At 70.0% G+C, this 22,218-nt stretch carries 23 protein-coding genes; 12 read left to right on the forward strand and 11 right to left on the reverse strand.

Annotated elements, in window-relative coordinates:
- Positions 1–54: 54 nt before the first annotated feature.
- Positions 55–807 carry a DeoR/GlpR family DNA-binding transcription regulator gene (locus FHU13_RS25455; RefSeq protein WP_183438620.1) on the forward strand — a complete coding sequence of 251 codons (753 nt, stop codon included), beginning with the start codon at positions 55–57 and terminating at the stop codon, positions 805–807.
- A 23-nt stretch (positions 808–830) separates the two neighbouring features.
- On the opposite strand, the gene cydX is transcribed toward FHU13_RS25455, so the two are convergent.
- The 3 genes from cydX to FHU13_RS25470 all read right to left on the reverse strand — a co-directional run bounded on the left by cydX (position 831) and on the right by FHU13_RS25470 (position 3,839).
- Positions 831–962 (reverse strand): cytochrome bd-I oxidase subunit CydX, encoded by a 132-nt coding sequence (gene cydX, locus FHU13_RS25460; RefSeq protein ID WP_012453227.1) that lies wholly within the window; start codon positions 960–962, stop codon positions 831–833.
- Positions 963–1,031: 69 nt separating this feature from the next.
- On the reverse strand, positions 1,032–2,186 hold the full coding sequence (cydB, locus tag FHU13_RS25465; RefSeq protein WP_183438621.1) for a cytochrome d ubiquinol oxidase subunit II: 1,155 nt from the start codon (positions 2,184–2,186) through the stop codon (positions 1,032–1,034).
- 63 nt (positions 2,187–2,249) lie between these two features.
- Positions 2,250–3,839, reverse strand: coding sequence for a cytochrome ubiquinol oxidase subunit I (locus FHU13_RS25470; RefSeq protein ID WP_183438622.1), 1,590 nt, complete (start codon positions 3,837–3,839; stop codon positions 2,250–2,252).
- A gap of 99 nt (positions 3,840–3,938) precedes the next feature.
- On the opposite strand from FHU13_RS25470, the gene FHU13_RS25475 reads away from it, so the two are divergent.
- The 4 genes from FHU13_RS25475 (at position 3,939) to FHU13_RS25485 (ending at position 8,753) form a co-directional block, all read left to right on the forward strand.
- Positions 3,939–5,582 carry an ATP-binding cassette domain-containing protein gene (locus FHU13_RS25475; protein WP_183438623.1) on the forward strand — a complete coding sequence of 548 codons (1,644 nt, stop codon included), beginning with the start codon at positions 3,939–3,941 and terminating at the stop codon, positions 5,580–5,582.
- Positions 5,582–7,189 carry an ATP-binding cassette domain-containing protein gene (locus FHU13_RS25480; RefSeq protein WP_183438664.1) on the forward strand — a complete coding sequence of 536 codons (1,608 nt, stop codon included), beginning with the start codon at positions 5,582–5,584 and terminating at the stop codon, positions 7,187–7,189. Before FHU13_RS25475 ends, FHU13_RS25480 begins: the two co-directional genes overlap by 1 nt.
- Positions 7,190–7,359: 170 nt before the next feature.
- A complete protein-coding gene (locus tag FHU13_RS28315; protein ID WP_281411665.1) occupies positions 7,360–7,491 on the forward strand; it encodes a hypothetical protein in 132 nt (43 codons plus the stop codon).
- A gap of 509 nt (positions 7,492–8,000) precedes the next feature.
- Positions 8,001–8,753, forward strand: a complete 753-nt coding sequence (locus tag FHU13_RS25485; protein ID WP_183438624.1) for a Crp/Fnr family transcriptional regulator — start codon at positions 8,001–8,003, stop codon at positions 8,751–8,753.
- Positions 8,754–8,759: 6 nt separating this feature from the next.
- On the opposite strand, the gene FHU13_RS25490 is transcribed toward FHU13_RS25485, so the two are convergent.
- Both FHU13_RS25490 and FHU13_RS25495 read right to left on the reverse strand, forming a co-directional pair.
- Entirely contained in the window at positions 8,760–9,086 is a 327-nt protein-coding gene (locus tag FHU13_RS25490; RefSeq protein ID WP_183438625.1) for a c-type cytochrome, read from the reverse strand.
- The gene (locus tag FHU13_RS25495; protein WP_183438626.1) at positions 9,086–9,898 is read right to left on the reverse strand and encodes a universal stress protein; all 813 of its coding nucleotides are present in this window, start codon (positions 9,896–9,898) and stop codon (positions 9,086–9,088) included. The genes FHU13_RS25490 and FHU13_RS25495 overlap by 1 nt, the downstream gene beginning before the upstream one ends.
- Before the next feature lie 31 nt (positions 9,899–9,929).
- On the opposite strand from FHU13_RS25495, the gene FHU13_RS25500 reads away from it, so the two are divergent.
- Entirely contained in the window at positions 9,930–10,277 is a 348-nt protein-coding gene (locus tag FHU13_RS25500; protein WP_183438627.1) for a hypothetical protein, read from the forward strand.
- Positions 10,278–10,282: 5 nt separating this feature from the next.
- On the opposite strand, the gene FHU13_RS25505 is transcribed toward FHU13_RS25500, so the two are convergent.
- Positions 10,283–11,209 carry a type II secretion system protein GspK gene (locus tag FHU13_RS25505; protein WP_183438665.1) on the reverse strand — a complete coding sequence of 309 codons (927 nt, stop codon included), beginning with the start codon at positions 11,207–11,209 and terminating at the stop codon, positions 10,283–10,285.
- On the opposite strand from FHU13_RS25505, the gene FHU13_RS25510 reads away from it, so the two are divergent.
- Positions 11,156–11,929: a type II secretion system F family protein gene (locus tag FHU13_RS25510; protein WP_312889649.1), complete on the forward strand. Its 774-nt coding sequence runs from the start codon at positions 11,156–11,158 to the stop codon at positions 11,927–11,929. The two genes, FHU13_RS25505 and FHU13_RS25510, sit on opposite strands and share 54 nt — an antisense overlap.
- 38 nt (positions 11,930–11,967) lie before the next feature.
- Here FHU13_RS25510 and FHU13_RS25515 read toward each other — a convergent pair whose 3' ends face one another.
- Together FHU13_RS25515 and FHU13_RS25520 are read right to left on the reverse strand one after the other, a co-directional pair.
- Complete coding sequence (locus FHU13_RS25515) at positions 11,968–12,441, reverse strand: prepilin peptidase (protein WP_183438628.1); 474 nt, start codon at positions 12,439–12,441, stop codon at positions 11,968–11,970.
- 6 nt (positions 12,442–12,447) lie between these two features.
- A complete protein-coding gene (locus tag FHU13_RS25520) occupies positions 12,448–13,434 on the reverse strand; it encodes a hypothetical protein (RefSeq protein ID WP_246714871.1) in 987 nt (328 codons plus the stop codon).
- A gap of 195 nt (positions 13,435–13,629) precedes the next feature.
- Here FHU13_RS25520 and gspG point away from each other — a divergent pair, with 195 nt between their 5' ends.
- Together gspG and nikR are read left to right on the forward strand one after the other, a co-directional pair.
- Positions 13,630–14,082, forward strand: coding sequence for a type II secretion system major pseudopilin GspG (gspG, locus tag FHU13_RS25525; protein WP_183438629.1), 453 nt, complete (start codon positions 13,630–13,632; stop codon positions 14,080–14,082).
- 167 nt (positions 14,083–14,249) lie between these two features.
- The gene (nikR, locus tag FHU13_RS25530) at positions 14,250–14,729 is read left to right on the forward strand and encodes a nickel-responsive transcriptional regulator NikR (protein ID WP_183438630.1); all 480 of its coding nucleotides are present in this window, start codon (positions 14,250–14,252) and stop codon (positions 14,727–14,729) included.
- 141 nt (positions 14,730–14,870) lie between these two features.
- On the opposite strand, the gene FHU13_RS25535 is transcribed toward nikR, so the two are convergent.
- Positions 14,871–18,065, reverse strand: coding sequence for an efflux RND transporter permease subunit (locus FHU13_RS25535; protein WP_183438631.1), 3,195 nt, complete (start codon positions 18,063–18,065; stop codon positions 14,871–14,873).
- 137 nt (positions 18,066–18,202) lie between these two features.
- Positions 18,203–19,462 (reverse strand): efflux RND transporter periplasmic adaptor subunit, encoded by a 1,260-nt coding sequence (locus FHU13_RS25540; RefSeq protein ID WP_183438632.1) that lies wholly within the window; start codon positions 19,460–19,462, stop codon positions 18,203–18,205.
- 88 nt (positions 19,463–19,550) lie between these two features.
- On the opposite strand from FHU13_RS25540, the gene FHU13_RS25545 reads away from it, so the two are divergent.
- Positions 19,551–20,165, forward strand: a complete 615-nt coding sequence (locus tag FHU13_RS25545; protein WP_183438633.1) for a TetR/AcrR family transcriptional regulator — start codon at positions 19,551–19,553, stop codon at positions 20,163–20,165.
- 174 nt (positions 20,166–20,339) lie between these two features.
- Here the strand turns inward: FHU13_RS25545 and FHU13_RS28320 are convergent, their stop codons facing one another.
- Positions 20,340–20,471 carry a hypothetical protein gene (locus FHU13_RS28320; RefSeq protein ID WP_281411666.1) on the reverse strand — a complete coding sequence of 44 codons (132 nt, stop codon included), beginning with the start codon at positions 20,469–20,471 and terminating at the stop codon, positions 20,340–20,342.
- 870 nt (positions 20,472–21,341) lie between these two features.
- Between FHU13_RS28320 and FHU13_RS25555 the strand changes: the two genes are divergently transcribed.
- Both FHU13_RS25555 and FHU13_RS25560 read left to right on the forward strand, forming a co-directional pair.
- Entirely contained in the window at positions 21,342–21,644 is a 303-nt protein-coding gene (locus FHU13_RS25555; protein WP_183438634.1) for an urease subunit gamma, read from the forward strand.
- Between the two features lie 25 nt (positions 21,645–21,669).
- On the forward strand, positions 21,670–22,080 hold the full coding sequence (locus FHU13_RS25560) for an urease subunit beta (protein WP_183438635.1): 411 nt from the start codon (positions 21,670–21,672) through the stop codon (positions 22,078–22,080).
- Positions 22,081–22,218 lie beyond the last annotated feature (138 nt).

The raw sequence follows: 22,218 nt of genomic DNA on the forward strand, positions 1-22,218 counted from the left end.
GCGACCGTTCTGTGTCCGCGGCGCTATCCTGATCTCAAAGGGGACAGGGCCGGGATGCTGACCGATCATCGCCACGAGGAAATTCTCTCGCAGCTCGCGCAGACGGGACGCGTCGGCGTCACCAGCATCGCCGCCACCTTGGCGGTCTCCGACGAGACGATCCGGCGCGACCTGAAGATGCTGGAGGAGCGCGGGCTGCTGCGGCGCATCCACGGCGGCGCCGTGCTGCCGCGCCTCGATCAGGAGCGCCCGCTCACCGAGCGCAGCGGGCTCAACAGCCGCGAGAAGGGCCGCGTCGCCGCGCTCGCCGAGGGGCTGGTGGAGGACGGGATGTCGATCTTCATCGACACCGGCACCACCACGCTGGCCCTTGCCCGGCGGCTCACCACCCGCAAGCTCACGGTGACGACGAACTCGATCGACCTCGCGCTGCTGCTGGCCGACAGCCCGGCGCGGGTGAACCTGACGCCGGGTCGGCTGCGGCCGAACGACAACGCCCTCGTCGGCTACGACACCGTGGACTACGCCCGGCGCCACTTCTTCGACCTCGCCATCATGGGCATCGCCGCCTGCGACCTCGCACAGGGCTGGATGGACTACGAGGATCACGAATCCGTCCTGCGCCGGGCGCTGCGGGGACAGACCCGGAGGGCCGTGCTGCTCGCCGATTCCCGCAAGTTCGGGCGCCAGGCCAACCTCCAGACCTTCGATCTCGCCGCGCCGCTCACCGTGGTGACCGACCGGCCGCCGCCCGAGTCCTTCGCCGAGCGCTTCAGCCGGCACGACATCGACCTGATCTGTAGCTGAGGCCGGCCCTCAAAGCCGGTGCCTCACGGCGTCGGCAGTGTCGGCGTGACCTCGGGCGGCGTCTCGCGCACGGCGCGCAACTCGTACCAGAGGGCGTTGAGAACGCCGACCGCGGCGGCCAGTCCGAGGCCGAGGATCCAGGCAAAGTACCACATCGTCGTGTGTCCTGATGCGAGAGCAAGGGGCCAGGGAAGCCAGCCCCGGCGGCGCCGGGGCCGGGATCGTCAGTAGGCGGCCGAGCCGGGCGCGGTGATGTCGCGATTCGAGACCTTGCCCCACAGCACCCGGTAGACCCAGGCGGTGTAGGCAAGGATGATCGGCAGGAAGATCACCGTCGCGATCAGCATGTTGCGCAGGGTCGCCCGGCTGGAGGAGGCGTCGAACACGGTCAGCGCGTGGCCCGGATGCGTGTTCGAGGGCAGGATGACCGGGAACATCGACAGGCCAACGGTGGCGATGATGCAGGCGATGCCGAGGCTGGAGGCCAGGAACGTCAGCCCCTCGTGCCGGGCGCGGAAGCCCAAAGCTGCCAGCAGCGGGCCGGCGATGCCGAAGAGCGGCACCAGGGCGAGCGCCGGATGGGCCCAGAAGTTTGCGAGCCACGCGCCCGCATCCGCCACGACCGCCTTGGTCAGCGGATTGGACGGGCCGTCGCCGGGGAGCGGTGTCACCACCCGGTAGCCGCCGAAGGCGCCGGCCCAGATCAGGAGGCCGCCGAGGGCGAACAGGGCGGCGGTGGCGAGTGATGCCTTGAGTCCGATGGCGCGCGCGCGCTCGGCGACCGGTCCCTCGGCCTTGAAGGCGAGCCACGCCGCACCGTGCGCCACCAGCATCGCCAGCGAGACGAGGCCGCACAGCAGCGCCAGCGGGTTGAGCAGGCCGAGAAGGCTACCCCCGTAGATCGGGCGAAGGTCGCTGGTGAAGTGGAAGGGCACGCCCTGGAGCACGTTGCCGACGGCAACGCCGAAGATCAGCGCCGGCACCGCGCCGCCGACGAACAAAGCCCAGTCCCAGCGTGCGCGCCAGACCGCGCTCTCCCGCTTCGAACGGTACTTGAACGCCACCGGCCGCAGGATGAGGGCGAACAGCACCAGGAACATCGCGAGGTAGAAGCCGGAGAAGCTCAGCGCGTACAGCGCCGGCCACGCGGCGAAAATCGCGCCGCCGCCGAGCACCAGCCAGACCTGGTTGCCTTCCCAGGTCGCGGAGACGGTGTGGATCGCCACCCGCCGCTCGACGTCGGTGCGGCCGACGAAGGGCAGCAGGGCGCCGACGCCGAGATCGAAGCCGTCGGTAAGGGCGAAGCCGATCAGCAGCACGCCGAGCAGCACCCACCAGACGAGGCGCAGTGTTTCGTAGTCCGAGAGAAGAGCGAGCATGGAGGGGAACTCCTCAGGCGAGGGCAGGCGCGACGGCGGGGTCGGCCGGCGAAGGGGCGAGGGCTATTCGGCGGCGACGAGGCCGGCGTCGTTCCGGTTCGTGCCGGCGCCGGGGAAGAGCGCGGCCGGGTCGTCGGCCAGGGTCTCGGGCCCCTTGGCGATGGCGCGCAGCATCAGTTGCACTTCGATCACCGCGAGCACGCCGTAGACGAGGGTGAAGCCGGCGATGGTGATGAGGAGCGAGGGGATGCCGAGTTCGGAGGTCGCGAGCGCGGTCGGCAGCACGCCCTCGATGATCCAGGGCTGGCGGCCGAACTCGGCGACGAACCAGCCGAACTCGATCGCGATCCAGGGCAGCGGCAGGGCGAAGAGTGCGGCCCGGAACAGCCAGCGCGGCGCCTCGGCCTCGCGGGCCGTGTACCAGAGCGCGGCGCCGAACAGGCCGATCAGCAGGAAGCCGCAGGCCACCATCGCCCGGAAGGTGAAGAACAGCGAGGGCACGTGCGGCACGGTGGACCACGCCGCCCGGTCGATGTCGGCCTCATTCGCCTTCAGGGGATCGCCGATCAGCGGCTTGAGGAGTTGCGCGTATCCGAGATCGACTTGCGTCCGGGCGAACTCGGCGCGGGCCTCTGCATCCGTGCGGTCGGCCTTGATCCGCTCCAGCGCCGCGTAGGCGACGAGCCCGTTGCGGATGCGGTCCTTGGCGTGCGCGACCAGTTCGGTGATGCCGGGGATTTCGGTCGTCAGCGAGCGGGTGCCGATCAGGCCCATCGCGTAGGGGATGTGGAGCGCGTAGCGGGTGGTACGGCTCTCCAGATCCGGGATGCCGACGGCGGTGAAGGCGGCCGGAGCGGGCTCCGTGTGCCACATCGCCTCCATGGCGGCGAGCTTCATCTTCTGGTGGTCGGTGACGGCGTAGCCGCTCTCGTCGCCGAGCACGACGACGCTCAGTGCCGAGGCCAGGCCAAAGGCCGCCGCGATGGCGAAGGAGCGCTTGGCGAGCTCGAGATGCCGCCCGCGCAGGATGTAGAAGGCGGAGACGCCGAGCACGAAGACCGCGCCGCAGACATAGCCGGCCGAGACCGTGTGAACGAACTTCGCCTGCGCCACCGGATTGAAGATCACGGCGGCGAAGTCGGTCACCTCCATGCGCATCGTGTCGGGGTTGAACGTTGAGCCGACCGGGTTCTGCATCCAGCCGTTGGCGATCAGGATCCAGAGTGCGGAGAAGTTCGTGCCGAGCGCCATCAGCCACGTGACGATGCAGTGGCTCAGCGCCGTGAGCTTGTCCCAGCCGAAGAAGAACAGCCCGACGAAGGTCGCCTCCAGGAAGAAGGCCATCAGGCCCTCGATGGCGAGCGGCGCCCCGAACACGTCGCCGACATAGTGCGAGTAGTAGGCCCAGTTCATGCCGAACTGGAACTCCATGGTCAGGCCGGTGGCCACACCCAGCGCGAAGTTGATCCCGAACAGGAGGCCCCAGAACTTGGTCATGTCGCGCCAGATCTTGCGGCGCGTCATGACGTAGACCGTCTCCATCATGGCGACGAGGATCGACAGTCCGAGCGTCAGTGGCACGAACAGGAAGTGGTACATCGCCGTCAGCGCGAATTGCAGGCGCGACAGATCGACGAGCAGCGGATCGGTCATGGGAGGCTCCTTGTCCGACACCGCCTCTCGCGCCGCCGCGCTTTTGCATCCTTGACGCAGATCAAAGCCGCTCCCGCCGCCCCCGCCGCACAAGGCGGCATGACCCGCAGACGATCAATCCGCGCCCGCTCCGGCCGCGCCGTCGCCGAGCCGGCGGCGCTCACGCTCGCTCGCCGGGCTGCACGGGTCGGCCTCTCGCGCATCCACGGGCTCCAGGCCCTCCGCTGCGCCGTGACACTCGGGTTGGCCGTGGCGCTGGCGCGGCTCGCGGGCACGCTGATTGAGACAGGAGGGCTCGACGGGCTCGCGCTCGGCCTTGCCGGAGCCTGCCTCGTCGCGGGCGCTGGCCTGGCAAGCGCGATCGAGGCGCGCAGTGCCGCCCTGGAGGCGGAGGTCGCCGTCGCGTTACTCGATGCCGCTGAGGCGCGGCTTGCGGGCATGCCGGCCCGTGCCGCTGCCGACCTGCCGCGCGGCGCGGTGATCGCCGGATTGCAGCGGCATCCGGGAGCGCTCGCCCGGCTCGTCGTCGGCCACGCCACGGCACGGCGGATGATGGCGCTCGGGCCGGTGCTGACGGCGGGTGGCGTCGCGGTGGTGTCCTGGCAGGCGGCTTTGGCGCTGCTCCTCGCGACGCCGGTGATGATCGTGTTCTTCGCCCTCGTCGGCGGCATGATCCGCGACCGGGCCGTGGCGCAGGAGGCGGCGCTCGGGCGCCTCGCCACCCAGTTCGCCGACCGGGTGCGGACGCTGCCGACGATCCTCGCCGCACACGGCCTGCCCCGCGAGACGGCCAAGCTCGACCGGCGGCTTCAAGCCTATGCCGACGGCACCATGGGCGTGCTGGCGGTGGCCTTCCTCAATGCGGGTGTACTCGATTTCTTCGCCTCGCTCGCCATCGCGATCCTGGCGGTGTTCCTCGGGCTCGGCCATCTCGGCCTCGCGGAGGTGCCGGGCTTCGCGGGTCTGGCGCTGTGGCAGAGCCTGCTGATCCTGCTGCTCGCCCCCGAATACTTCCTGCCGTTCCGCCGCTACGCCGAACTCTACCACGCCAAGGCCGAGGGCGAGGCCGCGGCGAGTGCGCTCGCCTGGGTTTTTTCGGAGGAAGCCCGGACGACACTCGAACGCGGCTTGGCTACGGCGCCGGGCGCCCGCGGCCTCGTCCTGCCCCATACCGGGCCCGTTCCCGATTTCGACCTGCCGGAGACCGGCCTCATCGCACTGACCGGGCCGAGCGGAGCCGGAAAGTCGACCCTGCTGCGGGTGCTCGCGGGCGTCGAGGCGCCGCTTGCCGGCGCCGTCCGCCTGCCGGGGCAGGGCCTTCCGGCGACCTGGGTCTCCCTCGACGCGCCGATTCCGGCGGGCACGCTCAGCGCGGCGATCGCGGACGGCACGCCCGCGACACCCGAGGCCGTGGCGGAAGTTGCCGCTTCGCTCGGTCTGAGCCACGATCCGCACTGGCCGGGCGGACTTGACGCGACCGTGCGGGCGGGGGCGGAAAACCTCTCCGGCGGCCAACGGGTCCGCGTCGCCGTCGCGCGCTTGCTGCTGCGGCCGGGCACCGGCTTCTGCGACGAGCCGACCGCCAAGCTCGATCCCGAGAACGCCGCGCGGGTGCGCCAAGCCCTGGCCTGCGCCGCCCGCACCCGCCTCGTCATCGTCGCGACCCACGATCCCGCCCTCGCGGCGCTCGCCGACCGGCGCATCGCCCTCGGCGCCACCCTTTCCGAGAGGCAGGCCGCGTGATGCGCACCCGCTCCGATACGTCCCCCGCCGGCTCGGCCCGCGCCTGGCGTCTCGCGTTCGCCCTCGCGGCGCTGGCGCTGGCCGCGAACCTGGCGCTTGCCGGCACCGCCGTGAGCTTCCTGGCGGCAGTGGCCCTGGCCGGCGCCGGGCCGGCGGCCTTCGCCTTCAACTTCCATCACCCCGCGGCTTTGGTGCGCCTGTTCGCGCTGCTGCGCACGGGCGCGCGCTACGGCGAGCGCATGGCGGGTCACCGCGCGGCGCTGACCGATCAGGTCCACCGCCGCGCCGGCCTGTTCGCGGCCCTGGCGCGGGCGCCGGAGAGCCGGGGCGCCGGCTGGCAGCTCGGACGCCCGGAGCGGCTCGCCGACTTCATCGACGATGTGGCCGACATCGACTACGCCCGGCTGCGCGTCGGCTTTCCCCTCGCCATGACCGGCGCGGCGCTCGCCGGTCTCGTCCTCGCCACGGCCCTCGTGGCGCCGCTCGCACTCCTTCCCGTTGCGGTGCTCGCGCTGACGGGCGGCCTCGTGGCCCGACATGCGCTGACGCGGCTCGCGGCCATCGAGGCATGGGTACGCCGCGCGCGGCGCACCGCCGCCGCCGATCTCGGAGCCGCGCTGGCGGGTGCGGTGCCCCTCGACGCCGAGGGGCGGCGTGGTCCGGCCCTGCGGATCGCTCTCGATCCGCTCCGCGATGCCGAGCGCGAAGCCGCCTGCGGACGGCGGGCGCTCGCCCGGTTCGAGGCCGTGCTGGCGCTAGCCGGCCCCGCCATCGCCCTGGCCGTGCTGCTCGCGGCCTGGAGCGCCGGCGCCCGCGGCACCGGGCTCTTGCCCGCCGCCTTCCTGGCCTTCACCTGGCTCGCGCTCGCGGAGCCGATCCTCTCCCTGCCGCGGGCGCTGCTCGGCTCCGTCCGCGCCCGCCTCGCCCGCCAATCTCTCGCCATGGAGGATGGCGCCGCCGCGGAGCCAGACCCGCGGCCCGGCCCGGCCCTCGGCGCCCTGACCCTGCACGGCCTTCGCCTGCGGGCGCCGGACGGGCGCGACCTCGGCCCGGCGCCGGAGCTTGCCATCGTGCCCGGCACGCTGCTGACCCTCGTCGGCGCCAGCGGCTGCGGAAAGACCACCCTGCTGAAGGCGCTCGCCGGCTGGAGCGTGGAGCGGCCCGCCGAGACGATCCGGATCGGCGGCACCACCCGTCCGGCGGCGGAGCGGCGGGGGCTGACGCATCTGAGCCTGCACGATGCGGCGATCCTGTCCGACACCGTGCGCGAGAACCTCTTCGCGCCCGCGGCTTCCGATGCGGATCTGTGGACGGCGCTGGAGGCCGTCGAACTCGACGCCCGCATCGGCGCCGGCGGCCTCGATGCCTGGATCGCCGAGGGCAGCCTTTCCCTCGGCGAGGCGCAGCGCCTCAACCTCGCCCGCGCGCTTCTGAGCCCGGCCCCCGTCATCCTGCTCGACGAGCCCGCGGAGCATCTCGGCGACGATCAGGCCGCGCGCATCCTCGGGCGCCTGCTCGCGCGCTGGCACGACCGCATCGTCGTGCTGACGAGCCACCGCCCGGATCTCAGGCTCCCCGGGCGCCGGGTCGCGCTTGGGCTGGATTGAGGGACGCGATCCGGGATCGCGCCCGTTCGTGGCGACAGGCCTTCGAACGCGGTGGGACCGTGCGGCGCTGCCGCGTCGAAGTCCCTCGGAGCGGGCGCGCTGGCCGCTCCGATGTGCCTCTTCGAGGGTGGTCCGAAACGCTCGTCCTCCCCCGGCCCGCGCCCGCCGGCATGCGCGTGACGCCGATTTCGGGCAATCCGGCACCGGGGAGAGAGGGCGGGCGCACTTTCGATCGGAAGGCGGCGTTGTTCGGCTTGCCGGTCGAGCTGCTGTTCTTGCTTGCCCAGTATCTTGAAGGCTGAAATCTCCCCTTAACGCTCTGGAGATCCGCTCTGTATTCTCCGAGGACAATCGGATTCGCGGCGGGCCACCACAAATTGAGCGTCCGCGAAGCCCGTTGCCGGCCGCTTCACGCAGGCCGGCACCCGGATCCGAGGATCGGATCGATCGAAATCCCTTCCGGCCCTGAGATCGGGGGACGGCTGCGCGTGCTGAGAAGGCCATCGGCGGCCGTCGATGCGGTCATGCACGCCGTCTCGAGCTTGCGATGCCTCAGAGCTGCCGCGGATACCGGCTCGGTATGTGACCTCTCAAGTTATTTATTCCGCCGAGACCACTCGAACTATCAGAATAGAAGTCCGATGAACTAGGAGCTGTCCGGCAAAAAGATCAGGCGTTGACCGCCGTAACGCGGTAGCTTGATCGTTCTTCACCATCGGCGCGTTTCGGTCCTATCCGGTTTCGACTTCCCAAGCGGCGCAGGCACAGGCTATTGAATCGGCTGGAGCGGGCCGCGGACGGGAGGTCTCCGATGCAAAGCTCGACCGAGGGTGCCGGTGTCGAGCCGATTTCAGCCGGGCATGCCTGCGTGCTCGACCGGCCGGAAAGCGGTTGCGCAGCGTGCAAGGTCCGCCTCGTCAGCGTTTGCGCCGCCCTGACGCGTGAGGAACTCGCCGGTCTCGAGGCGCTGAGCCAGCAGGTCCATCTCGACCCGCGCCAGGCCTTGTTCCAGCAGGACGACCGGGCGGGTGCCGTCTACAACGTCACCGAAGGGAGTTTACGCCTGTCGCGGCTCCTGCCGGACGGTCGCCGGCAGGTGATGGGCTTCGCCATGGTCGGCGATTTCCTCGGCCTCGCTCTGCCCGAGCGCTTCACCGTCACCGCGGAGGCGCTCGCGCCGACGGCGCTCTGCCGGTTCGAGAGGCGCGCCTTCGCCGGCCTCGTCGCGCAAACGCCGCACCTGCTGCAGCGCCTCTACGAGCGGGCCGGCCATGAGCTGACGCTGGCACAGGATCACATGATGCTGCTCGGCCGCCGCACCGCCGAGGAGAAGGTGGCGAGCTTCCTGCTCGGCCTGCGCGCGCGCTACGGCCGCATCGGACATGACTCCATCACCGTCGAACTGCCGATGGGCCGGCAGGACATCGCCGACCATCTCGGCCTCACCATCGAGACCGTGAGCCGGATGCTGACCCGGCTCGACAGGGAGAAGGCGATCCTCATCGTGCCCGGCGGGGTGCGCCTGCTCGATCCGGCGCGGCTCGAGCATCTTGCGGCGAGCTGAGACGCCTCATCGTTCGAGGCTCTGAAGATAGGCGATCAGGGCCTGCGCCTCGTCGGGGTCGAGCCGGAATTCCGGCATCGTCGGGTGCCCCGTGGTGATGCCCTCGGCCAACGCCTCGGCAAGGTCCGTCACCGGGTAGCGGCGGTGCAGGTCACGGAACGGCGGCGCGTCCGCCAAGGGGCTCGCGCCGATGCGCCCGATGGCGTGGCAGCGAGCACAGTTCGTCCGCGCGATGGTCTCGCCGCGCGCGGCGCGGGCATCGAGGGCCGGGGCCGCGGCCGGCAGGGCGATCAGCACGAGGGCCAGGATCGGGAGGGCGGTCGGAACGCGCATCAGTGACACATCAGGCAGGGGAGGGGGCTGCGTTGCAGCATCTCGCGGGTGACGCCGCCGAATAACCACTCGCGCAGGCGCGTGTGGCCGTAGGCGCCCATCACGATCAGGTCGGCCTCCTGTTTCAGGGCGAAGCGGAGGAGTTCGTCGCCGTCACTCACGGCGGTGCGCAGCAGGTGCGTTGTCACGGAAGCGCCGTGGCGGGCGAGGTGGCCGGCGACATCTTCCGCCCCTTCGTAGCGGGCGCCCTCGCCTGTGCTGACGACGAAGACCTGGTCCGCCTCCCGGATGAAGGGAAGCGCGGCCGAGACGGCCCGGCGCGCTTCCGTGCCGTCCTTCCAAGCCACGACGATTCGGGCGCCCCGGAGATGCTCGGTGCGCGGGGGCACCACGAGGACCGGGCGGGCAGCCTCCATCAGGACGGGGCCGGGCGGAACGCCGAGGGCGCCGAGCGGGGCGTCGTCGGGGCCGCGGCGTCCCACCACGAGGAGGTCGGCCGCCCGTGCCTGCTCGACGAGATGGGTGATCGGGCCAGCCAGGGCCTCACGCCAATCGCGGCGCAGCGGAGCATCGGCGGAGCGCTCGAACAGATCCCGCGCCTGTTCGAGCACGGCGCGCGCCTTCTCCTCGAAGTGCGGCTCCTCGTCGTCGATCTCGCCGATGTCGCGCACGTAATCCGGTGCCGGCACCTTGCGGGCGGCGGCCCCTGTGAGCGTCGCCTCGAAGCGCCGCGCGATGCCGGCGGCGAGCCGGATGCGTTCGGGGGCGGCCCCGTCGAGATCGACCGAGACCAGGATGTTCGCGTAAGCCATTCTCGCCTCCCGAGGCGTCCCCATCCGATCGATGGCGGCATCCTCGCCGCCGCCCGGTACGGGTGCCTTGATCCAGCGCAAGGCAGCCGAGGGAGCCCGTGCCACGAAGGCCGACCGCGCGCCGTCCGATTACGGGAACGGGCAGGCCCGGATGGACGCGGTGGACGATCCCGTGGTCGAGGTGACGGGCCTCGCGCCGCCGGGCGGCGCGCCGCCGCATCTGGAGCTTCTCTGCTACCGCGCTCCGGGGCCGATCCGGGGAGCCTGCGCCGACGGATCGCCGCCCGCCACCCGCATCGTCCTGGCCGGGAGCGGGGCACCGGCCAGAACGATGCGCGACCCGGACGGCCACCGGCTCGTCCGTGCGGCGGAGTCCTGAGCTCATCACTCCGTGCCGCCGGCTCTCAGGGCGGTCGCGACGGTCGGGCAGGACCGATGCCCGAGGGGGGACGTCACAGCCGTCGTCACGGTGGTCGAGGCCTGCTGCCAGCTCAGGAAGTCCGTTCCCGTGCGCGTGCCGCCGAGCGCGTAGATCGCCGCGCGTCCCGCGCGCGTCCCGGCTTCTTCGACGACCACCGACATCCGAAAGTACTGGCGCGGCGACGGGACGGGCCGGGCCTGGCGCAAGGATGCGTCGAGATGGGAGGGGCGTCGCTGCGCGACGAGGGCGGCGAGGTCGAAGCGACCGCCCTCGTTGTAGACGGTCAGCACCGGCCTCAGGATCGCGGCGACGTCCGGCGTCATCGAAGGCAGCCGCTCGATCTCGTCGACGCTGGCGAAGGGCGCGTTGCGCGGCCCCCAGAGGAGACCGCGCGCGCGGTACTGCGGCAGCTCGGCGCCGCCCGTGGGTTCGGGGACGTCGTCGGCGTCGCGGTAGTCGACGATCTCGGCGGCGACGGCGAGGACCGTCCGGTCCGGCACGCCGAGCAGGCGGAATGCTTCCTCCAGCGCCGGCCGCGGGGTCCGGTTCAGGTCGATCAGGCGCCCCTGGTCCTGCAGCGACACGAAGGCGGTCCGGCTGCGGTCGAGGGGGCAGGCCACGACGGTGCCGTCCTCGGGAAAGTCGAGGCCGGCGAGGCGGTAGGTCCGCCGCACGCCGAGATCGTAGGCGATCAGACGGGTGATCCCGTCGGCGATTCCCTGGAGCTGCACGATCCGTCCGCGCGCCTGCGTCAGGGCCGCGCTGGAGCGGACCTGCAGCAGCGCGCCGGCCAGGATCGCGCTCACCACGGCGAGGCGACCGGCACGCTCGAGGCGGTGATCGCCTCGCTGACCGGCTCGATCGAACGTCGCGACGCGGTGCGCCGCCATCTCACCTCGGCGATGATCTACCCGGCCCTGCTGGTGCTGATGGCGGTCGGGACGCTGGTGATGATCGTCGTCGTGCTGGTGCCCGCGCTGACGCCGCTGTTCGAGGGCAGCGGCCGCCCGTCGCCCTTCGCCATCCGCGCCGCCGCAGCTCTCGGCGACGGGATCAGCGCCGGCTGGCCGGTGATGCTCGGCGGGGCCGCCCTCATCGGCCTCGGCCTTGCCCGGATCTGGCGCGAGCCCGGCTTCGCCGCCGCCCGCGGGCGGCTGGCGCTGCGCCTGCCGCTGGTGCGCGAGATTGTGGCGGGGATCGAACTCGGGCGTATCTGCCGGGTGCTCGGCACGCTGCTCTGCGCCGAGGTGCCGATCCCGGACGCGGTCGCCGCCACCCGTCCGCTCGCCGGCAACCGGGTGTTTTGCAAAGCCCTCGACGAGGCCGGCCGCCGGCTGACCGAGGGCGGAAGCCTCGCCTCGGGCCTCGCCAGCCTGAAGCCGCACGCGCCCTCGACCCTCAACCTCATCGCCAGCGGCGAGCAGGTGAACCGCCTCGGCCCCGTCCTCCTCCACGCCGCCGAGATGCACGAGACCCAGACGCGCCAGCGCATCGACCGCCTGCTCGCGCTCCTCACCCCGCTGGTGACCGTGACCATCGGCGGCCTGATCGGCGGCCTCATCATCTCGGTCATGGGCGCGATCATGAGCGTCGGCCAGCTCGTGCAGTGATCTGGACCGCGGTCGCGCGCCCGAACCCGCGAAAGCCCTCAGCCGGGGGGGGCGGTCCACAGCGTCGCGTGCAGCCCGAGGGCCAGAAACGGTCCGAAGGGCAGGCGGAAGGCCAGATCCACCCGCCGACCCGCAAGCGCGGCCAGCGCGAGCGCCGCGAGCGCGCTGGTGCTGGCGACGAGGAGCAACAGCGGCAGGCCGGCCAAGCCGGTCCAGGCGGTGGCGGCGGCGATGAACTTCACGTCGCCGAGACCGAGCCCCGTCCGCCCGCGCAGGCGCGCGTAGGCGGCGCGCAAGGCCCAGAGCAGCAGGAACGCGCCCGCCGCCTGAACCAGGCTCGCCCCGGCCGCCGCCAGCGCCGGACCGGTAAGCGCGGCAAACCCGACCCCGAGGACGAGCAGGGCGAGGTTCAGCCCGTCGGGAATGATGCGGCGGCGCAGGTCGATCAGGCTCACCGCGAGGGTGAGGGGCAGCGGCAGCAGCGCCGCGACGGCCGGGTCACCGAGATCCATGGCGCCTCAGATCGAACTCAGCCGCGCCTTGAGGGCGGCCATCCGGCTCTCGCGCGCGCAGGTGAAGCCCAGCGGAACCGCCCGCATCGGATGCGGCGCCACCGCTTCCGCGCCTTCGCGGTCGTGCAGATCTACGGTCGGAGAGGCAGCCATCGACGCGACCCCCGCGCCCGCGCGGCTTAGACGAGAGCCGATCCGGCGCCGCAGCATGCCCCAGAACGGGAGGCCCGACACCGGTTCCGCTTCGGCGTTATCCGGTCCGCCGCCGGTCCGCGCGCCGAGACTGCGCCGGCGCAGGAACTGCCAGAAGGCGTAGGCCGCGAGCCCGGCGGCGACCATGGCGGCCAGCCAGAGCGCGAGCAGGAGGCTCGCCGCGACGCGCCCGTTCAGCTCGCGCATGAGGCCCAGCGCGAAGGCCGTGTACCACGAGACGCCCGAGACCGCCCCCGAGATCAGGAAGATCCCGGTGCGCAGGTGCGACACGCCGTCGAACATCGGCCGGCTCACGTCGCGCAGCACGCCCGGCAGGACGAAGGCATGGATCAGCCATCCGTTCACCGTCAGCGCGGCGACCACCGTGATCTTGGCGACGATCTTCGGGTTCGAGAGTTTTTCGGGAGCCTCGAATGCGTAGACGGCCAGGAAGCCGAGGCCGGAGACCCACAGGAGGATCAGCCCGACCGTCACCACCTTGCTGACGAACAGGAAGGTGCGGGTGATCTCGTTCGGCAGGCCGCCCCAGCGCATCCAGCGCAGGATCCAGAAGTCGAGCATCGTCGCCCCACCGAGGCCGAAGCACAGACCGAGCAGGTGGAGGCCGACCAGGATTGTGAGCAGCCGGATGGGCGGCAGCGGCAGGCTCAGAAGAGTCTCGGGCGCGGCCGGCAATGCCGCCGCAGCAGCCCCGTGACCGGCGTCCAGGACAACTGCGAGCACGACGAGCAGAGTCGGGACCGAGCGCCGGAGGTTCGAGATGACATCAGGCCGACGCATAAACGCCCCCGGAGCCGCCGCGGGTTCGTTCCCGTCGGTTCTGCCCCATGAAGGTCGCACGCGGAATATAACAAAGATCAAAAAATTCCGGTGAATCTCCGCCCGAAGCGCCTCGTGCGCCGGCTCCCGCAGGGGATTCTTAGGCTTAGCGCCCCATCGTCGACCCCTCCTCTCACGATGCGGACGGCGGCGGCGATGTCTCACCCAGAGCAGGGTTCGGAGCGCGACGACGCATGCGCTCGTTCGGCCGAGGCCGGTTTCTCGCTGGTCGAACTTCTCGTCGTGCTGGCGATCATCGGCATGATCGCCACGATGGTGACGCCGCAGGTGATCGGCTATCTCGGCCGCGCCAAGGGCGAGACGGCGCGCATTCAGGTCAAGAACATCGCTCAGGCGGTCGAACTCTACTATCTCGACAACGGCACCTACCCGACGGCTCAGCAGGGCCTGCAGGGCCTCGTCCAGCCGACGGGGCCCGCTTGGCGGGGCCCCTACATCCGCGACAGCCGCGGCCTGACCGATCCGTGGGGGCAGCCCTATCTCTACCGCTCGCCCGGCGCCGACGGGAAACCCTACCAAGTCTACTCCCTCGGCAGCGACAGGCAGGTCGGCGGATCGGACGCCGCCGCGGACGTGTCGAGCGATTGAGGCGGGAAAGGAAGGCCCTGGTCAGCCGATCTGTCCGAGGGCACGACGCACCCGGACGGCGGTGATCGGACCGTACGCCCAAGCCTCACGCGAAGTGCCGCGGCCGCTTGTCTGGAAGCCAACGACAGGACAGCCTCCGTCGTCGCGGATCAGGGGGGAGGATCGCCATGCAGCGCACGACCATCGCCATCGATGACGAGCTGGCCGCCGCGCTCGATGCCTACATGGACGGCACGGGCGCGGGGAGCCGATCGGAAGCCATCCGCGATCTTGTGCGGCGCGGCTTGTCCGCGCGTCCCGAAGCGCCGGCCGACGCGCCGTGCTTCGGCGTCATCAGCTACACGATCGATCAGTCGGTGCGGAACCTCGCGGCGCGCGTGCCGCAGGGGCGGCTCGACCGCCACGATCAGGCGGTCGCCTCCCTGTCCATCCCGATCGATCATACGACATCGATCGACGTGACGCTGATGCGCGGTCCTGCCGGAGACGTGTCGTCCTACGCAGAGAAGCTGTTCCTCGAGCGTGGCGTCATGCACGGCACGCTCAACCTCATTCCCGTCGTCCAGGACACCTCCGCGCACTCGCACGAGGAAGGGTTCGCATCGAACCACACCCACACGCATCTTCGCGTTCGCAGCGGCTTCTAGGTGTCTTTTACGGGACGTCCGCAGCACTGACGCCCCGGGAGCGGAAACGGCCGGCCCTCCGATCGTTGCGAGTGAAGCTGAAGACTGCGCCGCCAGCCTTGTCCGCTGCCGCTCGCGTGGTGCTCAAAAAAATCCCGCTCGTCACGCGGCGTGGGCCATGCCGTCCGGATGCGCCTCCCGCGGCTCGCCGCCATGCTGCTTGAGCGGCCTGTTGCCGGTCAGGCGGCGCAGCAGCACGTAGAAGACCGGCGTCAGGAACAGGCCGAAGGCGGTGACGCCGATCATGCCGGAGAACACCGCGACGCCCATGGCGTTGCGCATCTCCGATCCGGCCCCGGTCGCGGTCACGAGCGGCAGGACGCCCATGATGAAGGCCATCGACGTCATCAGGATCGGACGCAGCCGCAGCCGACTCGCCTCGATCGCCGCCTGGAGCGGCGTGCGACCGGCGAATTCCAGTTCTCTGGCGAATTCCACGATCAGGATGGCGTTCTTGGCCGAGAGGCCGACGAGGACGATCAGGCCGATCTGCGTGAAGACGTTGTTGTCGCCTGCCGATACCCAGACCCCGAACATCGCCGCGAGCAGCCCCATCGGCACGATCAGCAGGATGGCCAGCGGCAGAGTGAGGCTCTCGTACTGCGCCGCCAGCACGAGGAAGACGAGCAGCAGGGCCAGCGGGAAGACCCAGATCCCGGAATTGCCGGCGATGAATTCCTGGTAGGTTAGATCGGTCCACTCGAAGGCGAAGCCGCGTGGCAGGGTCTCGGCGGCGATGCGCGCCGCCGCTTCCTGGGCCTGCCCCGACGAGTAGCCGGGGGCCGCACCGGCGTTGATGTCGGCGGAGAGGAAGCCGTTGTAGCGCATGGCCCGCTCCGGTCCGGCGGTCTGCCGCACGCGCAGCAGGGCCGAGAGCGGCACCATCTCGCCGGAGCCGGCGCGGACCTTGAGCAGTCCGACATCGTCGGAGCGCGCCCGGAACGGTGCGTCGGCCTGGACGCGGACCGAGTAGGTGCGGCCGAACTTGTTGAAGTCGTTGACGTAGAGCGAGCCGAGATAGATCTGCAGCGTGTCGAATACGTCCGTCACGGGGATACGCAGCTGGCGCGCCTTCGTCCGGTCGAGATCGGCGAAGAGCTGCGGCACGTTCATCTGGAAGCTGGAGAACAGGCCCGCGAGTTCCGGCGCCTGCGCCGCCTTGGCCATGAAGGCCTTGGTGGCCTCGTTGAGCGCCTCGTAGCCGAGGCCGGCCCGATCCTCGATCTGCAGCTTGAAGCCGCCGATGGTGCCGAGGCCGTTGACGGGCGGGGGCGGGAACATCGCGATGAACGCCTCGGGGATCGCGGCGTATTTCCTGTTGAGCGACTGCGCGATCGCCGCCCCGCTCAAACCGGGACCTTTCCGCTCCTCGAACGGCTTCAGCGTCGAGAACACGATCCCAGAATTCGAGGAATTGGTGAAGCCGTTGATCGACAGGCCGGGGAAGGCGACGGCGCTCTCGACGCCGGGTTCCTTGAGGGCGATCTCGCTCATGCGGCGGATCACCTCCTCGGTCCGGTCGAGGGTCGCGCCGTCCGGCAGTTGCGCGAAGCCGACGAGGTACTGCTTGTCCTGGCCGGGCACGAAGCCGCCGGGGATCTGGCGGAACAGGAGCGCGGTCACGCCGACGAGCCCGACGTAGAGGATCATCATCGCGCCTTTGCGCGAGATGACAGCGCCGACGCCGCGTCCGTACCCGTCCGAGGCCCGCCCGAAGGCCCGGTTGAACCGGCGGAAGAACCAGCCGAGCAGCGTGTCGAGGATCCGGGTCAGCCGGTCCTTGGGTGCGTGATGATCCTTGAGCAGGAGCGCGGATAGGGCCGGCGAGAGGGTCAGCGAGTTGATCGCCGAGATCACCGTCGAGATCGCGATGGTCAGGGCGAACTGCTTATAGAACTGGCCCGTGAGCCCACTGATGAAGGCGAGCGGAACGAACACGGCGACGAGAACGAGGGCGATGGCGATGATCGGCCCCGAGACCTCGCGCATGGCCTGATAGCTGGCGTCGCGCGGCGAGAGCCCGGCTTCGATGTTCCGCTCCACGTTCTCGACCACGACGATGGCGTCGTCGACGACGATGCCGATGGCGAGCACGAGGCCGAACAGGCTCAGCGCGTTGATGGAGAAGCCGAAGGCATGCATGACCGCGAAGGTGCCGACGATGGAGACCGGCACGGCGAGCAGCGGGATGATCGAGGCCCGCCACGTCTGCAGGAACAGGATCACCACGAGGACGACGAGGGTGATCGCCTCCAGCAGCGTGTGAATCACCGCCTCGATCGAGGCGCGCACGAACTGCGTCGGGTCGTAGACGATCTGGTAGTCGATCCCTTCCGGCATGGTCCGCTTGATCTCGGCCATGGTCTGGCGGACCTGATCCGAGATCCGGATCGCGTTCGAGCCCGGCGATTGCGAGATCGGGATCGCGACCGCCGACTTGTTGTCGAGAAGCGAGCGGAGCGCATAGTCGGAGGCGCCGAGTTCGATCCGTGCGAGGTCGCGCAGCCGCGTGATCTCGCCGTCCGGCCCCGTCTTGACGACGATGTCGCCGAACTGCTCCTCGCTGTTCAGGCGGCCCTCGGCGTTGAGCGACAGCTGCAGGTCGAGGCCCGGCACGGCCGGCGAGGCGCCGATGACGCCGGCCGCCGCCTCGACGTTCTGGGCCTGGATCTCGCGCACGACGTCGCCGGCCGACAGGCCGTGCTCAGCGACCTTCTGCGGGTCGAGCCAGATGCGCATGGCGTAGTCGCCGGAGCCGAAGAGCTGGACCTGACCGACGCCGTCGAGTCGGGCGAGACGGTCCTTGATGTTCAGCACCGCGTAGTTGCGCAGATAGGTCATGTCGTAGCGCCCGTTGGGCGAGACGAGATGCACGACCATGGTCAGATCGGGCGAAGACTTCACCGTGACGATGCCGAGTTGGCGTACGATCGCCGGCAGGCGGGGCTCGGCCTGCGAGACGCGGTTCTGGACGAGTTGCTGCGCCTTGTCGGGATCGGTGCCGAGCCGGAAGGTGACGGTCAGCACCATCACCCCGTCCGTCGTGGCTTGGCTCGACATGTAGAGCATGCCCTCGACGCCGTTGATCTGCTCCTCGATCGGCGTCGCCACGGTCTCGATGATGACCTTGGGGTTGGCGCCTGGGAAGGTCGCCCGGACGACGACCGAGGGCGGCACGACGTCCGGATATTCCGAGATCGGCATCGCGAAGAGCGAGAGCAGCCCACCGACGAAGATGAGCACCGAGAGCACGCCCGCGAAGATCGGCCGGTCGATGAAGAATTTGGAGAGATTCATGCCGACCCTTGGGGAAGACGGGCGAAGGAATGCGGAGGAGGGGGCGTGAGACGACCGTCCGCGCAGCCGTCAGGGCTGCCGGTCGCGGCCGTTGCCGCCGGGCGGTCTCGGACGATGGAGTCGAAGCGGTGAGCTTCTCAGCGCTGCGCGAGCTTGGCCGTCCCCGGCGCGGGATCCTGCGGGCGGGCGCCCATCCGGACCAGCTCGGGGCTGATGCGCGTGCCGGGGCGGATGCGCTGCAGCCCGTTGACCACGATGCGCTCGCCGCCGGACAGGCCGGAGGTTACGACGCGCAGGCTGTCGACGGCCCGGCCGAGGGTGACGGCCCGGAACTCGGCTCGGCTGTCCGCCCCCACCACGAGCACGAAGCGCTTGTCCTGGTCCGTGCCGATGGCGCGCTCATCGACGAGCAGGAGAGATTCGGGAACGGCTTGGCCGAGGCGCATCCGCGCGAACTGGCCCGGGATCAGGTGGCCGTCGCCGTTGGCGAAGGTCGCGCGGACGCGGACCGTGCCGCTGCGCGCATCGACCTTGTTGTCGATGAACTGCAGGCTCCCCTTGGCGCGCCTGCCGTCGGCCGTGATCATCTCGACCGGGATCCGCGCGAGCCGGCCGCGCCCGCCCGACGGCTCGGCGATCGAGGCCAGGGCTTTCAGGATGACGGTCTCGTCGGCGTCGAAGCTGGCATAGACGGGATCGACCGAGACGAGGGTCGTCAGGACGGCGGCGCCCGCACCGGTCGCCACGAGGTTGCCCGGCGTGATCTCGCGGCGGCCGACGCGGCCGCCCACGGCCGCCCGCACCTGCGTGTAGTCGAGATTCAGGCGCGCCGCCGCCAGCGCTGCCTTCGCCCCCTCCAGGGTCGCTTTCGCCTCCTTGAAGGCGTTGGCGCGCACGTCGAGGTCGCGCGCCGTCACGATGTGCCGGTCCGACAATTGCTGCCCGCGCTCAAGGTCACTTGACGTCAGGGCGACGCGCGCCTCGGCACCCGTCACCTGGGCCTCAAGACGCTGGACCTCCGCGGCGTAGGGGGCGGGATCGATGGTCACGAGAAGGTCGCCGGGTTTGACCAACTCACCCTCCACGAAATGCGTGGCCTGAATCGCGCCTCCGACGCGGGCCCGCACCTCGATGCGGTCGACGGCTTCGAGGCGGCCCGAGAACTCGTCCCAGAGGATCACGTCGCGCGGCTCGACCGTGGCGACCGCAGCCGGCACTGAGGGCTCGTCCGGCGGAGCCGCGGCCTGAGCCGGCGCGGAGCGCAGCACCGATGCCGGCGCCGCGAGCCAGGTGGCGCCCGCCAGCAGAGAGAGCGCGAGCCCGACCCCGACACTGCGCCGGAGGAGAAAACGGCCTAAGGAGGTGCCACGCTGAGGATGCACGAGCGGCTCCGACATCTGTAGAGTTCGCTACACATGTCGGCATGGACGCCGCACGTCAAGAGACTTATCTACCACTCGATACAAAACTTGGAGCCCGCGGACAATGGTGATGGGGCGGCCCCGGTCTTTCGACACGGACAAGGCCCTCGACGAGGCGATGGAGGTGTTCTGGCGCCACGGCTACGACGGCGCGAGCCTCGCCATGCTGACGAAGGCAATGGGCATCAAGGCGCCGAGTCTGTACGCGGCCTTCGGCAGCAAGGAGGGGCTTCTGAAAGCCGCCCTCGACCGCTACGCGCAACGGCGCTGCGAGCACATGCGCCACGTGCTCGCGGGAGCGACTGCCCGCGATGTGGCCGAGCGGTTCCTGAGCAGCATCGCCGAGAGCCACACCGACCCTGCCAACCCGCCCGGCTGCCTTCTGGTCCAGGGGGGGCTCGCCTGCGGGGCAGGCTCTGAGAACATCCCGTTCGAACTGGCATCCCGGCGGGCGCAGACCGAGGCGGATCTGCGCGAACGGTTCGCGCAGGCCCAGCGGGACGGCGATCTGGCGCCGGAGGCCGATCCGGCGGCGCTGGCGCGCTTTCTCTCGACGATCGCGTCCGGCATGGGCGTCCTGGCCTCGTCGGGTGCCGACCGCGACGCCTTGCGGGAGGTCGCGCGCGTGTCGCTCAGCGCCTTCGCGCGATGCCGAGAGGCGGGCGGTGTTCCGTCCTGACTTCTTCTCGCCTGCGCGCGCTCCGGCCTTCGACCCGCAGATTCGCGGCCCCGTTCGGGCCGCGGACACATCCCACGACCGGCGGCTTCGCATCACCGCGCCCGAAGCCGCAGGTCGGTGTGCTTCCGGCCGGTGAAAGGATGTTCGAAGCCGTCCGTGCGGGAAACCTCCGGTTCAGTGGGCGATGAGCCGGCTCACGGCTTGCCGCCGTTCGATGTCGAGGATGGGCTTACCCGGAACGGTGTGCGAGCGATAATCCGAGCCTTCCGCGATCCTGGCCTCCCCGGTGGCGAACAGGTAGGGCACGCCGCGCTCGGTGAGGCGTTAGGCGAAGATGTAGGACGGCTCGCCATTGAGTTGGACTCCGAGCACGGCCGCACCGAGCGGTTCATTCTCGATGAGGGCCAGCGCCCGCTCCGCGCTCGGGACGGGGCCGGCACCTCGGCTCCGGCCTCCTGCAGCCACCGCTTGATCTCGACCGCGACGAGGTACTCATCCTCGACCACGAGGATGCGGGGACCCGACAGGGGAGGCGTCGGCGTGGTCATCGTGGCTCCGGCAGCAAGTGGCTGCAAAACCTATCCCTGTCGCCGCTGCCGAGAACTTTCCCAGATTACTTCAAGGGCAGCTCCATTCGACAACGCAGTCCGCCGAGGTCGAGAGCGTATTCAGTCTGCCCATGCAGAGCATAGGGGAGCGAGTTCTCGATCAGTTCGCGCCCGTAACCGCACCGGGCCAGGAGCTGGGGCTTGACGCTGATGCCGCTTCGATCCGGTCCAGGCCGCTGCCCGGTGGCCGCATCGATGGGGGTGCCGCTCCTACAACCCTGACGTCATCCGCGGCGGGAGCGCCGCGCCCACCGTGAGGCGCCGCTTCGCATCGAAGCCGCATACAACTTCCATCCGGTGGTCCGCGGCTCGTCCAGCGCATCGTCGGCTCGATAGCCGGCATGCCGAAATCAGTCCGAGATGCGGGTTTCAACGCAATGGAGTCTGGCCAGCTGCTGTCTCGAGGATATCGAATGTAAAAAACCAACAATTGAGAAAGTAATCGCCGGTGTTGCGAAGGGGCTGGCCTTGTGAGAGAAGCTGCTGCTATAGGTTGAAAAGAGAGAGATTTCCTGGCCGCCGCTCACTTGGCTGCCTGGGCTGGCCGCATTCGCTCGGGAGGCTGCCTATGCACTTCACTCAGCGCGAAACCGACAAGCTGCTGATCTATATGCTCGCGCAGGTAGCGCAGCGCCGTAAGGACCAGGGTCTCAAGCTCAACCACCCCGAAACCGTCTCCCTCATCTCCGTCGCGGCCCTGGAGGGCGCGCGGGCCGGCAAGACGGTGGAGGAGGTGATGGAACTCGCGGGCAAAGCCATCACCCGCGACAGCGTGATGGAGGGCGTCGCGGAGATGATTCCCTACGTCCAGGTCGAGGCGGTGTTCACGGACGGCTCCCGCCTCGTCACCGTGCATTCTCCCATCAAGTAAGCCCGAGACGTGAGGAGAGGCCGCGATGAGTCCTGTCCAGAAGAAGGCGCCCGTCGGAGGCATCGTTTTCGGCTCCGGCGACATCGAGATCAATGCCGGCTACCCGACGACGACGCTCAAGGTCCGCAATACCGGTGACCGGCCGATCCAGGTCGGGTCCCACTACCATTTCTTCGAAGTGAATGCCTCGCTCGAATTCGATCGCGCGCAGGCGTTCGGCAAGCGGCTCAACATCCCGGCCACGACCGCCCTGCGGTTCGAACCGGGGGACGAGAAGGAGATCTCGCTGGTGCCCTATCAAGGCAAGCAGCGGGTGCTCGGCTTCAACGGCCTCGTCAACGGCTGGGTCGGCGACGAGACCTACGACGATGACCGCCCTCGGCTGACGGACGCGCTCGATCGCGTGAACCGCTACGGCTTCAAGAACAAGCCGTAGAGCATCGTCCCGAAAGGTGGCTACCGGCTTTCGGAAGCAGACGATGCAAAAACAAGAGGATCAAGCATCGTCCCGAAAGGTGGCTGCCGGCTTTCGGGAAAAGACGATGCTCCATCTCGCCCCTTCGACAGTCGGACC

Origin of the sequence: Methylobacterium sp. R2-1, assembly GCF_014191355.1 — a bacterium.
In the GTDB taxonomy this organism is placed as follows: domain Bacteria; phylum Pseudomonadota; class Alphaproteobacteria; order Rhizobiales; family Beijerinckiaceae; genus Methylobacterium.

Coding starts and splice junctions, on each gene's coding strand:
- FHU13_RS25455 (WP_183438620.1), top strand. CDS start 55: ATGCTGACCGATCATCGCCACGAGGAAATTCTCTCGCAGCTCGCGCAG.
- cydX (WP_012453227.1), bottom strand. CDS start 962: ATGTGGTACTTTGCCTGGATCCTCGGCCTCGGACTGGCCGCCGCGGTC.
- cydB (WP_183438621.1), bottom strand. CDS start 2,186: ATGCTCGCTCTTCTCTCGGACTACGAAACACTGCGCCTCGTCTGGTGG.
- FHU13_RS25470 (WP_183438622.1), bottom strand. CDS start 3,839: ATGACCGATCCGCTGCTCGTCGATCTGTCGCGCCTGCAATTCGCGCTG.
- FHU13_RS25475 (WP_183438623.1), top strand. CDS start 3,939: ATGACCCGCAGACGATCAATCCGCGCCCGCTCCGGCCGCGCCGTCGCC.
- FHU13_RS25480 (WP_183438664.1), top strand. CDS start 5,582: ATGCGCACCCGCTCCGATACGTCCCCCGCCGGCTCGGCCCGCGCCTGG.
- FHU13_RS28315 (WP_281411665.1), top strand. CDS start 7,360: ATGCGCGTGACGCCGATTTCGGGCAATCCGGCACCGGGGAGAGAGGGC.
- FHU13_RS25485 (WP_183438624.1), top strand. CDS start 8,001: ATGCAAAGCTCGACCGAGGGTGCCGGTGTCGAGCCGATTTCAGCCGGG.
- FHU13_RS25490 (WP_183438625.1), bottom strand. CDS start 9,086: ATGCGCGTTCCGACCGCCCTCCCGATCCTGGCCCTCGTGCTGATCGCC.
- FHU13_RS25495 (WP_183438626.1), bottom strand. CDS start 9,898: ATGGCTTACGCGAACATCCTGGTCTCGGTCGATCTCGACGGGGCCGCC.
- FHU13_RS25500 (WP_183438627.1), top strand. CDS start 9,930: ATGGCGGCATCCTCGCCGCCGCCCGGTACGGGTGCCTTGATCCAGCGC.
- FHU13_RS25505 (WP_183438665.1), bottom strand. CDS start 11,209: ATGGCGGCGCACCGCGTCGCGACGTTCGATCGAGCCGGTCAGCGAGGC.
- FHU13_RS25515 (WP_183438628.1), bottom strand. CDS start 12,441: ATGGATCTCGGTGACCCGGCCGTCGCGGCGCTGCTGCCGCTGCCCCTC.
- FHU13_RS25520 (WP_246714871.1), bottom strand. CDS start 13,434: ATGCGTCGGCCTGATGTCATCTCGAACCTCCGGCGCTCGGTCCCGACT.
- gspG (WP_183438629.1), top strand. CDS start 13,630: ATGTCTCACCCAGAGCAGGGTTCGGAGCGCGACGACGCATGCGCTCGT.
- nikR (WP_183438630.1), top strand. CDS start 14,250: ATGCAGCGCACGACCATCGCCATCGATGACGAGCTGGCCGCCGCGCTC.
- FHU13_RS25535 (WP_183438631.1), bottom strand. CDS start 18,065: ATGAATCTCTCCAAATTCTTCATCGACCGGCCGATCTTCGCGGGCGTG.
- FHU13_RS25540 (WP_183438632.1), bottom strand. CDS start 19,462: ATGTCGGAGCCGCTCGTGCATCCTCAGCGTGGCACCTCCTTAGGCCGT.
- FHU13_RS25545 (WP_183438633.1), top strand. CDS start 19,551: ATGGTGATGGGGCGGCCCCGGTCTTTCGACACGGACAAGGCCCTCGAC.
- FHU13_RS25555 (WP_183438634.1), top strand. CDS start 21,342: ATGCACTTCACTCAGCGCGAAACCGACAAGCTGCTGATCTATATGCTC.
- FHU13_RS25560 (WP_183438635.1), top strand. CDS start 21,670: ATGAGTCCTGTCCAGAAGAAGGCGCCCGTCGGAGGCATCGTTTTCGGC.